The sequence below is a fragment of the Streptomyces sp. NPDC002265 genome (assembly GCF_040296125.1).
GTDB lineage: Bacteria > Actinomycetota > Actinomycetes > Streptomycetales > Streptomycetaceae > Streptomyces.
Genome location: NZ_JBEOWS010000028.1, coordinates 33,575 through 47,432, shown reverse-complemented (window position 1 = coordinate 47,432; position 13,858 = coordinate 33,575). Strand labels below are relative to the sequence as shown.

Below are 13,858 nucleotides of genomic sequence, written 5' to 3'. Positions count from 1 at the left end.
GCCAGCCTCCCCCTCCCCCCGGGCCCCCCCACCCGCGCCCCCCCGGGTTGCCGCCCCCGCCGGACCGCACCTCACGCCCCCCCCGCGAGAGCCGCGGGGGCGGCTTCTGGTGCAGCCGCGTGCATGTCGCCGACATCTGAACTAGCGTGGTTGACGGAGAACTTTCATGCGCTGCAATCTCTGCGGAAACGAAACCCTGGCTGGCACCGCCTACTGCAACACGTGTCGGACGGAACTGACTCGTCTGTGTGAGATCTGCGGCGCGTCGATGCCGGCCACCGCCGTCAAATGCGAACGGTGCGGCACAAAAGCAAGTGCGCCTCCATCGGGCATCACCCCGCCACCTCACAGGATGCCTGAAAGAGAACCGCCTCAAAATGAGTCACCCCCTGTCGGGAGCCAGCAAGGAACGGTGTACGGAACACCGCGGGGGAACACCGAAAACGAATACACTGGCACAGTAACAGGATTTCAGGAGCGGCAAGAGTACTGGTCCAACGGTGCGTCAGAAGACATATGGAATTTCCGGGTCGAGCGTCACGATGGGAGCGGGAAAGCGCTCAAGCCGATAGCGGTGGAGATGCGTGGATTTTCCATTGCCGGCTCAGTTGCCAACGGAGACCTGGTACGACTCCGCGGACGTTGGCACAATGGAACATTGCGTGCCGATGAACTGATGAACCTCACGACACATGCCCGTGTGGGAACCAAGGCCTACCGAGGCCTTCGCATACTGGCCGTGGTCCTCATTGTCATCATCGGCTTGGCGATCCTCGTAGGATTCGTGAGCCTGGGGATATCCGCCTGCAACGATACGGGGGGACCACCACCGGGATGGCCGCCTGAGCCCTGAGCCGGACGGCTCTGCCGGTGCGGACACGGTCGCCCAACCCCACACCGCCTCTCCTCAGGAGTTCGCTCCCTCTTGCGGCAGGAAGCATGGTCTCGTCACAAGGAGCGGACAACCGTTTCGCGCATCCACACCCACGGCCACCTCGGAAAGCGCCACCCGACCGAACGAAACGGGAGGTTTCTCCGTGTCCGCCCGACATGAGGAGGTGATGGAGTGAGCAGGGGTGTTTCACGCCCGGAGGCGCCGTCCCGGCGCCCAGAAAGAGCAGTCCGTACGGTTTCATGGCGGCCGACGACACCCGCTCGACCGCAGTCCGGCTGTGCCGCGGGGCGGTCCTGCGCCTGCCTCGGCGCCGGGTCATCGCGGCGGTCTGACCCTCGTACCGGTGCGGCACCAGGCATGGACTTCACGCGGGTTGACACCCACGGCGGCAGATCCGGTACCGCGGCGCTCGCCTCGCGAAGCCCAGTGGCGCCCAGCGGCGGCGTGGGAGTGCAGGTGCTCCGGAGTCCGCCGCCGAGTTCCCTTTCCGCGCCGGGGACCGCCGCGCCACCCGTCGTGGCAGAGGTGCTGGCGTCGGCCGGACAGCCTTTGGAGGGAGGCGTCCGGGCGCGGATGGAGGAAGGATTCGCTCACGATTTCAGCGGTGTCCGGGTCCACACCGACGTCAAGGCCACGGATTCGGCGCGCGCGCTGGGCGCACTCGCCTACACGGTCGGCCGGCACATCGTCTTCGCCGCCGACCGGTACGAGCCTGGCAAGCGCGGCGGAGAGCTGGTCCTCGCCCACGAGCTGGCCCACGTGGTCCAACAGCAGACCGGTTCCGGCGAGGTCCAGGAGCTGACACCTCAGGTCGTCACTGCCGACCCGCTGGAACGGGAGGCGCACGCCGGCGCCGTCGCAGTCTCACTCGGCGGCCGGGCCAGAATCTCCGGCCGCATGAAGCCGGCGGCCCAGCGGCAGACACAACCACCGGTCGACAAAGGCGTGATAGGTGATCTCGGAGAGCAGTACCTCGCGCAGGCTCTGGATCGCAAGGGCTACATCGTCTTCCAGGACTGGGCCAAGAACGTGCACGGAAACGGCTTCGACCTTGTGGTGTGGGATCCAGGCTCGCGGCAGGTGTGGCTGATGGACAACAAAGCCTGGACACGAGGGATCGACGAGGCGCCGGCACTGACGGGCCCCCAGTTCTCGACCAACTTGAACCAGGTCAAAGCGTTCCTGAAGTCCAACTGGTCCAGCAGGGAAGCCGCCGTGGCCTACCGCGCGCTGGAGTCCGGCAAGTACCTCAAGGTCGTCTCGAACTTCAACGCGGAGGGAGCCAGACGTTTCACCCCGGCACTGTTCGACAGCGGGGTGTCTGTCTTCGACGTCCGCATGATGCGGCTGTTCAGCAACCGCGCCGAATGGCTGACGGCGTTCCGGCTGGTGCCCATCCAACGAGGCGTCCGGCTGACCGGTGCGCGCGGCGCCGCGACCGTCGGGACGCTGCTGATCGTGGTGGCACTCATTGCGGGATCGGTGTACCTCTACCGCAGCGAGGGTGCCAGACGGATCACCAGTCAGATCGTCGCCGAGGCCCTGCTCGGCGGAGCGCTCATCCGTATCGCCGGACGATCCGTCGGCAGCATCGCCTCGTTGACGCTCAGCCTGGGCACCTGCGAGCCGGAGTCGGTCGTCGAGCGCCGCGAGCAGATCGACATGATCATCGCTGGGATTCCTGAGCTGGACTACGGCCTGCTCAACGAGAAGGAACAGCAGGACGTCCGCAGGGACATCGGAGTGCTCGTCGACAATCCGCTGGAGGTTCCGTCTCCGCAGCCACCGACCTACCCGGCGGCACCGGCCCCGGGAGCCTCCCGGCCCAATCCCAACCCTCCTCCGCCCCCACCCCCGCATGCGACAGCAGCTCCGTGAACGGGGCTTGCCGTCCGAAGGGCCCGGGTGTGTCCTGGAAACAGAGGCGCTTTGGCAGGAGAGGCGAGTACAGAGGAGCCGATTCGCATGGAAACACAGCCAAAGTGCCAGAACTGCGGTAGCGGTGAACCTCCCCAGGACGGCAGATGCAGTCGCTGTGGCAGCCGTTTCTTCCTCTCGGACTCCTTTGACGATACCGAGCCGGTAAGGTCAGACCCTCCACCGCGCTTGGAGAGGGAAGAACCTCGCACTGATCCCGAAGTTTTCGAAGACAGGGTGACCATTCCCGCGACACGCGATGTCGTGGAGGGAATCGTGCGCGACCTGCAGACCCGGACCGAGGGACGTAGAGATGCGGCGTCCACGGTCGTCATGAATTTCCGGGTGGAGGAGTCCGGTGATTCCGGACATCGCAGAGTGCTCGTTCCGGTGGAAATGCGTGGTTATTCCTTCGAGGGGGCGGTCACCAACGGTGACCTAATTCATGCACGTGGCCGCCTTCGGTCCGGGACGCTGCGCGTGAAGCAGGTGCACAACCTGTCGACCGGAGCGGTCGTCTCCGTAAAACAGACACCGAAGATCGTCATCGCCCTTGTCGTCATGTTTTTCGTGGGCTGGTTCATTTTTCTACTCGTTCTGGGTCTGAAGGGCTGAGCCGGCCGAGGGACTGCTGCCGAGGAAGCGGGCTCAGGAACGATTGCGAAGATGAGGGATGGGCTGCCGCACGTCCACCATCTGGTATTCGTGGGGACCGTCCGGCACGACCACGGCCAACGGCGCGTAGTGGTAGTTGACTCCCTGGGGAGGTTTCGACTGCGGTCGGCCATCGGGTTCGCAGGGCCACAGGACGTCGCCGGTGACGACCCGCACGGGGATCAGCCAATAATCACCACGGCGGTACTGCGGCGGCCGCTCGTCGTCCCCCTCGAACCAGACTTCGAGGCCCTCTTCGAGAGGCAGCCATGCATCTTCCATAACGGGCTGTGTACCCTCCGCGCCCGGCACGTCGAACCCACGAGGGTCGGCACCAGGCTTCGCTCCGCCGTGGTCCCAGCGCCGTAGCAAAGGGTGGCGCCCGACATCCGTTCCCACGGTCGGCTGGTACGGGTCGTCGGCTGGTGCGGAGTCCAGAACGACGCGGTTCCCCGTGTAGTCGATGTCTGTGATGGTGTAGAGGCGAGGGCAACCCTCCTCCAGGGTGTCGGAGGCGGCTCGGCAGACGATCAGGTCGTCGACGAGCTCGACGATGTCACCGATCTCGACACCGAGACGGTCGTCCCGCCCCAAGGTCTCCACCATGACGGAGGTACCGGCGATCGCCCTGACAGGGAGCGTCACCGAGCCGTTCTCCCGTGACCACTTGAAGGTTGCCGTCTCCGCGGTGCCGCCGCGGTGGATCTCGACCCGGTAGAGCTGGTTCTCCGGTCCCCGATAGCCGGAGTCGGGCGGGAGGTCGCAGGGCTCGGCGTCGGTTTCGGGATGCCGGACGCGGGCCGAGAGCAGGGCGCGAGGTCTGAACCTCCCGCTGATCCGGTCACGCAGGAACTTCGGCGCCGTCTGCATGTCGGGAGCGACGGGTTCAGACCCCAGGGGCAACCAGCAGAGCTGCCAGACCACTTGGGTCCGCACCGTGGTGTCGGGGCCATGCAGGCCCAGGGCGACCTCGCGGATGCCGGGTGCCTCGATGGCCGTGACCAAACGTTCCCAGACCCGCAGATAAACCATGAACGGGCTCGTCGGCAGCCTGTCGCGCTCCTGTTCCCGGTCCAGGAATCCATGGGACTGGCTCCAGTAGTCGGTGCCGTCGCATTCGCAGAGGATGCCGTCGACGTAGATCCGCCCGGGTGTCACGGTGAAGTTGTCGCCGTCGAATGTGTCGACGCAGAAACCACCGACGCTGTGTCCACCCGCGCCAGGGGGAAAAGCCGCCGGTCCGAGTAGGTCGGCGGCCAGAGTGCGCACATAGTGCAGGAGGATAGCCGTCTGTTCGTTGATCTCGGAGTCGAGCTGTACCCGGCCCTGCTGGGACAGGACGGCTGAGAATCGTTGGGACGGGTCGAAGGTGACCCGCGAGAAATCGCCTTGCATGATCGTACGCTCCCTGTTGAACCACGAGTGGAACGAATTCCGAACGGTGCGGGAAGACCTGTTCGCCGCTCGAGCGGCGGGTCAGGTGGCGAAGAAAACCCCGGCGTCGCATCCAGCCGGAATGTATTCGGTGAGGCGAGTGCGCAGATTGTCCTCCCGCTGCGGAGAGAACAGGTGGTGCATCGCCCCCGGCTCCGACCCGTCGCCGGCGCCACGACGGATCTCGTCGGCGCAGGTGTCGGCGAGTCGGGCGTAGTCGGGTGTGCCGTACCGGGTGCTGGCGAACCTGAGCCTGACACGGTCAGGGGCACCGGAATGCTCCGGCTCGCAGTGGAATCGGCGCGGGGTGCTCGAACCAGGGGGCAACCAGCAGAACCTCACTTGGCCTTCGGCGCGCCGAAGGACCTGAACCTCTCCGTCCAGCAGACAGTTCTCCAACAGGTCCACGGCACGGGTGTGCACCGATCCGATGACGGTCGTACGCCGCGCGGTCAGGACCGCGTGGGCGTGCCGGCCCTGTGGGCCGGTCAGGGCCGCGGTTTCGCGGTGGGTGGCGTCGAGCACGGTGTCGGACAGGTCGAGCCGGTTCGGTTCGGTGGCGGACTCGTCCTGAAGGACCAGAATGCTGCCCAGGATGCTGTGCTCGACTCTCACCCGAACCGATGTGTGGACGAGTTCGAGTGCCGGTGCGCCGGGTGCCTGGGGCAGGCATCGTGCGTCGAGCCCCCTGCCGGGGAGGAGGGTGCAATGGCGGATCGTGAGGTGCCCCACGGCACCGCACACCTGGACGCTGCGCCCGGTGAGCGTGAGGCCGTCGAGCACGAGGCGCGGCGGGGGCCCCTCTCCTCTCGCGGTGCCGGTGACGCGCAAGGACTCCGGGCGGTCGGCGGACCAGTCGTCCATGCGCAGTACCGGTCGCGCTCCGTCCGCCGCACGCAGGGTCAGGTTGTCCCCTGGGCCAAGAGGGATGCTGGTCAGGTCCTCGTAGACGTCGGTCCCCGTGATCTCGACGATCGCCTCGGCGCCGGCGTGCCCGGACGCCTTCTCGGTGCGCCAGCGTTTGATCGCGTCGGTGATCCGGTGCTGTTCCTCGCGCGGGCCCACGCGGTAGTGAGCAGCGTCGGGACCGTCGGAAGCGGTCTGGAGGCGCGGGTACTCACCGCCGCCGAAGTCACCGGCGAACGCGTGGTGATAGGTAACCCGGACACCCTGTTGCGGCGCGGTGCGCTCCGAGAAGGCGATACGTCCGAGGACCGGGTCGAGGGCGACCTGCCCGGGACGTGGACGGTAGGCCCACCCGGACAGATCCGCGGACACGATCCGGTCGATGGCCACCGCATCGTGACCGGCGTCGGTCTCGGTCCACAGACAGACGCTTTTGAGGGGGCCGTAGTAGTCGTGCATCCGCTCGGTGAACGCCCTCCTTCTGATCGGGGCAGGGACGTTCATCTCATCCGCGACATGGCTGGCGGACGGTTCGGGAACCGGTCTGGTGAACAGCCTTGTGTCGTTGCCCAGAAGACTGATGGAGTAGCGCGACCGAGCGGCGTCGAGGCAGAGCGCCGGGGCTCGGGTCACCCGGTGGATTCTCAGCCGCCACACGTGGAGGCCGACGCTCGGGATGTTGTAGCGGCCGGCGCGGCCGGAGCCGGGCCGGGCCACTTCGACGGTGCGCGCCAGCTCGTCGAACGGCCCGTCGATCCGGTCCAGGATGTCGGCGCGGCGCAGGTCGGCCAGACGGCCGTGATTCTGTCGCCGGCGCATCTCCTGGTCCTGCGCGGAGTAACGCCGGATGGGCTGGGTGACGGCCAGAAGGCGGCGGTACTCGACCGCCCTGCTGGGCCAGTCCGCCACGTCGGCGGCCAGATCTTCGAGCAGGGGGAGAGTTCCCTTGCGGCGACGGTTGGCGATGCAGTCCGCGACCTCCCTGCGGGGCGCGACGGCGGCGAGCAGGCCGCGGGTCGGCGACTCGCAGGCCGACAGCGCCGCGGCGGCCCCGGGCGGCAGGCTGTAGCCGACGAGGTCGCCGAGGTAGGGCACGACCCAGTCCTCGCACGTCTCGATGAACCAGTTGTCGTACAGCTGCTTGATGTCGTCCTGGACAATGTCTGCCTGTTCGGCGATGACCGAGAGCAACGCGTAGAGCTGGCCGCCGTTCTGCGCGTCGAGCCTGCGGTGCACGGACGGCAGGAGCGCGTACAACTGATCGGGAGTCATGACATCCTCCGCAGGATGAGGGTCTCGGGCAGCGCGGCATCGAGGAAGGCGAGCTGGGCGGGCCGTAGCGCCCCCCGCACCGCCGTCGTGGGACCGGGCTTCGATGAGCGCCCGCCAGTACTTGCGTTCACCGCGACAGCGCCGGTTGTCATGTCCGTGTTACTGATGGGCCCTGTCTCGCGGTACCCGGCAGGCAGGACGGCCACGAACGGGGAGGGGCCGAGCTGTTGCGCGATGCGGACGATCCCGGCCGCGTCGGTGTCGTTCGGGACTCCGCCGAAGGCGTCGACATCCACGTAGTCGACGCCTGGGACAGCCTGCGCGGCGGCGATGGCGACGCTGAGGAAGACGGGCCGCGCGATCTCTGACGCGGCGAAACCCAGCCTGGCCGACAGGGCTTGCTGCACCGCCCTTTCGACCTTGTCCCGCGCATGGTCGGTCAGTGTCCGGACACCGATGGACAGGACGAGCCGTACTCGTTCGCAGACCTCGACGCGAACCGGCAGGGCCGGGTCTCCGTACCGGCCGAGAGCCGCCTGAAGGGCCGCGACAAGCGGGGATGCCGACTCCAGGGGGGTCTCTCCGGCAGCATCGATGGTGACATGTACGAGCTGGCGGGACCCTTCGCGACAACGGCGAGCGACCGCCTTCCCGACGCCCGCGAACGCCAGGGCGAAGTCCTGATAGTCACGGACCGAGACAAGCCGGTCGAGTGCGCTGAGCCGCAGCGGGACACCACGCCGGGTCCCGGCAAGCCCGTCGGCGTCGGTGCCGCCGGTGGCCGGCAGCGGATTGGTGACGCTTTTGACCCCGAAGGGCCTGCTGACCACCTGGTTGATCTGATCGGATCTGACATTGCCTGCGCTACCGCCGCCGACACGGTAGGTGACCGAGACATTCTCCACACCCGTGCTGAGCCGTGCACCGTGCCTGCCGTCGCCGAACTCGACAGCCGCTCCTCCGTCGTCGCGGACTCGCATCTGGTAGGCACGAGCGTTCGGACCGGTTTCCGAGAGGTCGTCGGTCGGGGACCAGATGCTGTCGTCCACCTGCACGGTGAACGTTTCCCTGACGCCATCATGAGTGCGGGCGGGAAGCCAGGCGAGCGGTCCCTGACGCAGCGAGAAGACTTGCCCGCCCCGGGTGGCGTCACCGTTGCCGAGAATCTCACGGTGGGTCTCACCCGCGGTGGCGAAGACGACGTTGCCATGGATCACAAGCGTGTCGCGGCGGTACCGGTAGGCGAGTCCGGTTGTCAGGAGGAGTGTGCTCCGTACCCGGTCATCAAAGGGACCGCCGTCGAATTCCTGTCGCACGCCCGCCAGCATGACGAGTTCGGTGCCCAAAACCCCGGAGACATTCGGGATGTCGGTGCGTTCTCCGGAGACGATCAGCCAGCGGCCGGGAATCAGTCCCTCATAGGTTCCAGCAAGCTGGATCTTGTCGCCGGTGACTTCGGAAGCGTCGGGCGGAGCGGCGAGAGCAAGCGCCTGCCCTGCGGCCCAGACCGTGGTGGCGCGCCGCCGGGGGATGTCGTGGGGATCGTCCGTCCACGGACCGGCGAGTCGCAGGCTTGTGACACGGACGGCGTAGCTCTCATCGGCGACTGCCAGTTGCGTGACGCCGGTCACCTGAATGATCCGAGGCCCGGCCTCGTCCGACTGCTGCACGGCGATCCAACTGCCGGGCAGGATCGTGTCGTACACCGCGTCCAGCAGAAGAACGTCGGTCTCCGAGGCACCGCCGGCCCTCCGTGCGCGGCGGGCTGAACCGACCTCTCGGAGCAGTGCCGCCACGCGTCGGTCGTCGGGGATGGTGGCTCCGAAAGGAGCCGCCTTGACCCGCAGGCACTGCACTCCAGGCGACGCCCCGGCACTGACGGAGAAGGTGCCCAGAGCCTGGTAGAAGGATGCGCCGTGACGCGGGCTGTTCGCGGCGAGCAGCCGGGAGACCGAATCCGACTCCGCGCTGAACAGGTCGGCAACAGAAGCGGCGGCATCACTGGGGTTACGCGGAGGCCGTGACGGCGGCCGGTTGATCACATGCAGGAGCGGGCCGAGGGCCTGCAGAGGCTGCCTGCCGGAGCCGCGTCGATCGGTGACCGGCTCGCTTCCGAAGGGCGAACCCGTACCCGGCTCGGGCTCCGCTTCGTCGGCGACCCGCCGGGCCGCGTCCTGGACCGCGGTGACCCGGGCGGTGACATGGCCGAGAATATCGGCGGCGTGGGCGGGGTCCGTCTCTCCTTCGGAGATCCGCTCGCGGAATCTACGTACCTTGTCGTCGAGAGCGGCCGCCAGCAAATCCGGGTCGCGCAGGACGTCGGCACTGTGCAGCACTTCACGCAGCACGTGCAGCAGGTCTTCGAACGGGGTGTCCGACGGAGTTTTCCGTGACGCTCTGTCCACGTCGTCGCGCAAGACCTGGACGGCCTGGTCGAGCTGCTCAGTCGGTTGGGGGACCTTCAGAAAGACAGTGGTCCGGCCGTGGTGCGGATCCGGGACCACGCTCTCCACGATGCGCACGACGTTGAGGACGGGGTCGCCGAAAGTGAAGAGAAGACAGCTCCCGGCGCCGAGGCTGGGCTGCATTCCTTCCAGGTCGACCGAAGGCACGTGCCCGGCGGCGTCAGAAGTGATCGATGCAGGACCGTGCAGACAAACCGGGAGCTGGTTCCATTCGGCCCGAGCGCTCAGATCCTCCGAAGTCTCGAAGGTCTGGGGCATTCCGCCAGGTGATGGCGTGCTTTTCACCTGAGAGCCTGCGGGAATGAGGGTGCGCGTCCCCGGATCGAGGGTGTACGCGAGGAAGGCGCCGGCCGCCAGGGCCGGACGCGGCCGGTGTCCGACCAGCCGGCCCAACCGGACGAGGGACTCCTGCTCGGTCGCGGTACGCAGATATCCCTCGTTGGCGATGCGCTCCTGATAGAAGGTCAGGATGTCGGCGACCACAGCCCAGGCATCCAGCAGGGCCAGGGACGGATCGTCCGGCTCACGGCTGGTCAGCGCTGCCAGCGGCGCGTGTTCGGTGCCGGACAGCCGGGCGAGCATGGCGGCCAGGAACTGGTCGTGGGTACCGGCGCGGTACTCCAGTGCGGGCAGGGCGGGGCGGTTCCAGACCCGGCTCGGGGTGGGTGCCCCGTGAGCGGTACAGCAGTCACAACGGGAGGGCGGCGGGCTCATCGCCCTCCTCTCAGGTCGAGGGTCAGCCAGCCGTGTTCCGGGCGGGTGGAGTCGCCGTCGAGCCGGGCGATCTCCCAAGGCCGCAGCCTGAGCACCCCGGAGGGTGGCAGGTCTCGGGCCGTGCTCGCGTCGCTGATCGGCAAGCGGTGCAGTCTGCGCAGCCGGGTCACCTCGGCGTGCCGGACGCCGGGAACCGCGATCACCGCGGCGATCAGGGCACTCACTCGTACCGGTGTGCCGAAGGTGAGGACGTCGGGATCGAAGAAGCCTCGTCCGCCGCCGGGTTGCGGACCGGGCCTCAAGGTCCGCAGCAGAGCCCGCCGGACATGACCGGCGAGATGGTCGGGTTCGACGAGGACCGTGAGCGCCACGTCCAGTGGGACCTGAACAGCGGGCCCGGTGACGACATCGTGGCCGATGCGGCGGTACCGGTCCAGGGCCAGCCTGACGTCATCGGCGACCTTGCGCGGCACGTCGGACGTGCCGACCGTGTCCAGTGCGACAGCCGCCTCGTACCAGCTTCCCGTCCAGCGCAGGGCCGCGGCGGCACGCTGCACCTGGGGATGGCCGGCGGCGAGGGTCTGATAGTCCTCGGCGGTGACGGCTCGCCGCAGTGTGCGCAACAGCTGGCGCGGTGCGGCGATGCGTACGTCGGCGACGGGTTCGGGGTCCGTGCCACCGGTGGCGGGCAGCGGATTGCGGACCCGCTGCACGGCGTCCAGCCGGGTGGTGAGGGACGCGATCCGGTTGATGGCTTCGCTGCCGACGTTGCCGGCCCGGCCGTTGCCGGTGCGGTAGGCGGCCAGCAGCTCGACTCCGGGTGGTGGAGCGGTGCCGCACCGGCCGTCTCCGAACCTGAGATTGAGTGCTGCCTGCTCGTCGCTCTCTCCCACCATGTGGCGATCGCGGGGTCCACTGGCCAGCAGGTCGCGGCGGGCCGTCCAGTCGTCCGTTCCGCTTTCGGTGCCGAACGCCCAGACTCGTACGGCGGGAAGGGCCTCGCGCGGGTCGGGGTGCAGAGCTGCGGACGCCGGGCCGTGGAGCGCGGGGTGGTCCGGATCGATCAACCGAGCGGCCTCCTGGCCCCAGGTCTGGGCGAGTTCCCAGCCGATGTCGGCAGGGTCGAGCACGTAGCCGCACCGGGCTCGTCCGGCCAGCACGTCGAGACGGCGCAGTTCGGGTTCGAGGTATTCGTCGAACCTGGCGAGCAGCGAGGCAAGGACGTGATCGGGGTCCTGGCCCTCGTGTGTCCCCGCGAGGTGTCCCGCTTTGAACAGCGTGCGCAGGAATTCCTGGTCGCCGGCGGACGGCGCGGCACCGGAACGCTGTATCGCCGCCAGGCGCCGTCGGGCGCGGTCGGCCAGTTGCGAGAGTGCCTCGGCCTGTGCGGCGGCGACATCCGCCGGGCGCGGATGTGGTGGGGACCATGTGACGTGGGGGGCGCGCAACGTCGGGCTGAACCGTCGCGCTGCGCGGGTGGGGGCCGCTCCTGTGGAGGGGACGGAACCGGCGCATCCGGCTCCCGACGGTCCGGAGGTGTCCGGCGCGTGCACGCGCGCGGTCGGCCCCGCCAGCGTTTCTGGGTGGCGGCCCGGGCCCCAGGTGTTCTCGATGCCGTGTTCGACGAGGATGGTGTTGGCGCAGGCGACGACGCTCGCCGGTCGGGGGTCCGGCTCCGGCCCGCGGTGGGTGGTGACGCACAGCGGGAATGCGAGCGCGTCCGCTTCGGCCCATGCGACGTCGAGCACTTTGGTGTCGTAGAGCGCGTCGACCCTCGGGGTGACCCGGGTGAGGCGCACGGCCTGCCGGTGCGTTGGATCCCGGTCGGCCGCCAGGCCGGTCGCGCAGCCGCGGAGCTCTTCGAACACGATCACGTCCCCGGGTACGAGCCGCAGCGGCCGGTCGCCTCCCTCGTCGGCGGGCCGCTGGTCCAGCAGCGTGGCCCGGGTGGTTCCGACGGGCAGGCTGCACTCCTGGTCACCCCACGTCCACAGCTCGATGCGGTTGTGTTCGGGTCGCAGCACGATGTCGCGGCGTTCCAGCGGCCGGTAGACGGGGTTGCCGCCGGTCAGCAGCTCCGCGGCGATGAGTGGTCCGGTCTGCGCGATACGGCCCGGAGGGAAGGCCGTGAAGGCGAGGTCGTCCGGTTTCAGCGTCAGTTGCTCGCTTGTCTCGACACACACGAAAGTGCGGGCCGCACAGCCCTCGTGCATCGGATAGTCGACCAGTCGGACGTGACGTCGTACCGACGTGCGCAGCCGGGCCGTGTCGAGGTATGCCTCGGTGGCGACGGCGTCCTGCTGATAGCTGAGCTGGTCGCCGATGTAGGAGAGCAGTTCAACAAGCGTGACCCCGATGTCGGGTGCGTGCCGTTCGACCCAGGCGGGCATGGTGAGGGCCAGACGTTCCAGCAGCAGACGGCGGAAGCTCGCGTAGTCCTTGGCCAGGTAGTCGATGGTCGGTGAGGGACCGTCAGGCAGCGGGCCCGCGCCGTGGGCCGGGGCGAGGCCGGGGTCGTCCACGCTGGGCTCAAAGGTGAACTCCATGCGGTCGTACCGCGCGTCGAAGTGCTCTCCGAGCGCGCGCAGCCGGTAGGTGGACCCGTCGCCCGGTCGGTCGAGCCTCAGTGTCAGGTGGTTCGCCTGGGCGCTCTCGGGATCGGCACTGCCGGTGACTGAGACGACCTGGATGCCGGTGACGCGGCGTCCGCCCTCGATACGGAAGCTGTGACGGTCCAGTCGGTCGGGCAGTCGGCCGAAGAAGAGGACAGAGAGGTTCCGCCGGTCGGCATCGGCCGACACACTCTCGATGCCCGCCAGGCCGGCGGCTCGCACGGCGGCGCGGCGCCGCTGGTCCTCGCAGGTCGAATCGATGGTCATGACGATGTTCCCCCGCGCGATACCACCGTGCCCCTCTCCCCGGTGGCTGTGAGGATGTAGTCGACGGCCACCGTCAGTGCCGACTCCTCGGCTCTGACGGTCAGGGACTCGACGGTGAGCAGGTCGCCGAGCCAGCGCTGGAGACCGGCCTGCGCGGTCATCTCGACGGTGGCCGCCAGTTCCGGGCCGTTCTGGGCGAAGACCAGGTCGAGCAGGCCACAACCGAAATCCGGTCGATTCACTCGCTCACCCGGAGTGGTGAAAAGCACCTGTTCGACCATGTCGCGGACATGGTCGGCGTAGTCCGTGGTCGCGGTGCGACCGCGCGCGTCGACGCGGTACGGAAAGGCGATGTCCATCGTCCTCACATCCCCCATACCCGGCACTGCATGATCTGGACCATTGGCGGGTTGGGCGGGGGCGTGCCCACCCCGACACCCGATCCGAAACCGGGCGGTGGCGTCGGTTGCAGCAACGCCGGCAGCCCGTTGACGAGCACCCGGGTGGAGGTCAGGCTCCACTGGATGCTCGTGCAGGGCGGTGCTCCCAGACTCATCGCCGGAAACCCGCAACCAGTGACGACCAAGGTGTCCGCCGTGGTCACGACGGGCCGCCCGTCGACGAACACCCGCTGCTGAGCCGGTGCCGAAACGTCGACCCGCCCCGGAGGATGTGCGCACATCATCGAGGCACCGGCATGGAGAATCAGTCCGGGCATGGCG

At 68.2% G+C, this 13,858-nt stretch carries 8 protein-coding genes; 2 read left to right on the top strand and 6 right to left on the bottom strand.

The window, feature by feature from the left end; translation table 11 throughout:
* The first annotated feature begins 1,252 nt into the window (after positions 1 to 1,252).
* On the top strand, positions 1,253 to 2,773 hold the full coding sequence (locus tag ABT085_RS07945; protein WP_351603372.1) for an eCIS core domain-containing protein: 1,521 nt from the start codon (positions 1,253 to 1,255) through the stop codon (positions 2,771 to 2,773).
* A gap of 315 nt (positions 2,774 to 3,088) precedes the next feature.
* Positions 3,089 to 3,427, top strand: coding sequence for a hypothetical protein (locus ABT085_RS07940; RefSeq protein ID WP_351603371.1), 339 nt, complete (start codon positions 3,089 to 3,091; stop codon positions 3,425 to 3,427).
* A 33-nt stretch (positions 3,428 to 3,460) separates the two neighbouring features.
* Here ABT085_RS07940 and ABT085_RS07935 read toward each other — a convergent pair whose 3' ends face one another.
* From ABT085_RS07935 to ABT085_RS07910, 6 genes are all read right to left on the bottom strand, one after another.
* Complete coding sequence (locus ABT085_RS07935) at positions 3,461 to 4,861, bottom strand: DUF6519 domain-containing protein (protein WP_351603369.1); 1,401 nt, start codon at positions 4,859 to 4,861, stop codon at positions 3,461 to 3,463.
* Between the two features lie 81 nt (positions 4,862 to 4,942).
* On the bottom strand, positions 4,943 to 7,078 hold the full coding sequence (locus ABT085_RS07930; protein WP_351603367.1) for a hypothetical protein: 2,136 nt from the start codon (positions 7,076 to 7,078) through the stop codon (positions 4,943 to 4,945).
* Positions 7,075 to 10,257, bottom strand: coding sequence for a putative baseplate assembly protein (locus ABT085_RS07925; protein ID WP_502982675.1), 3,183 nt, complete (start codon positions 10,255 to 10,257; stop codon positions 7,075 to 7,077). Before ABT085_RS07925 ends, ABT085_RS07930 begins: the two co-directional genes overlap by 4 nt.
* Positions 10,254 to 13,136: a putative baseplate assembly protein gene (locus ABT085_RS07920; RefSeq protein ID WP_351603363.1), complete on the bottom strand. Its 2,883-nt coding sequence runs from the start codon at positions 13,134 to 13,136 to the stop codon at positions 10,254 to 10,256. Before ABT085_RS07920 ends, ABT085_RS07925 begins: the two co-directional genes overlap by 4 nt.
* On the bottom strand, positions 13,133 to 13,513 hold the full coding sequence (locus ABT085_RS07915; RefSeq protein WP_351603361.1) for a GPW/gp25 family protein: 381 nt from the start codon (positions 13,511 to 13,513) through the stop codon (positions 13,133 to 13,135). The genes ABT085_RS07920 and ABT085_RS07915 overlap by 4 nt, the downstream gene beginning before the upstream one ends.
* On the bottom strand, positions 13,501 to 13,854 hold the full coding sequence (locus ABT085_RS07910; protein WP_351603359.1) for a hypothetical protein: 354 nt from the start codon (positions 13,852 to 13,854) through the stop codon (positions 13,501 to 13,503). The genes ABT085_RS07915 and ABT085_RS07910 overlap by 13 nt, the downstream gene beginning before the upstream one ends.
* Positions 13,855 to 13,858 lie beyond the last annotated feature (4 nt).

Bases quoted from the DNA above. Each gene is read 5' to 3' on its own strand.
- ABT085_RS07945 (WP_351603372.1), top strand. From the start codon at position 1,253: ATGGACTTCACGCGGGTTGACACCCACGGCGGCAGATCCGGTACCGCG.
- ABT085_RS07910 (WP_351603359.1), bottom strand. From the start codon at position 13,854: ATGCCCGGACTGATTCTCCATGCCGGTGCCTCGATGATGTGCGCACAT.
- ABT085_RS07930 (WP_351603367.1), bottom strand. From the start codon at position 7,078: ATGACTCCCGATCAGTTGTACGCGCTCCTGCCGTCCGTGCACCGCAGG.
- ABT085_RS07920 (WP_351603363.1), bottom strand. From the start codon at position 13,136: ATGACCATCGATTCGACCTGCGAGGACCAGCGGCGCCGCGCCGCCGTG.
- ABT085_RS07925 (WP_502982675.1), bottom strand. From the start codon at position 10,257: ATGAGCCCGCCGCCCTCCCGTTGTGACTGCTGTACCGCTCACGGGGCA.
- ABT085_RS07915 (WP_351603361.1), bottom strand. From the start codon at position 13,513: ATGGGGGATGTGAGGACGATGGACATCGCCTTTCCGTACCGCGTCGAC.
- ABT085_RS07935 (WP_351603369.1), bottom strand. From the start codon at position 4,861: ATGCAAGGCGATTTCTCGCGGGTCACCTTCGACCCGTCCCAACGATTC.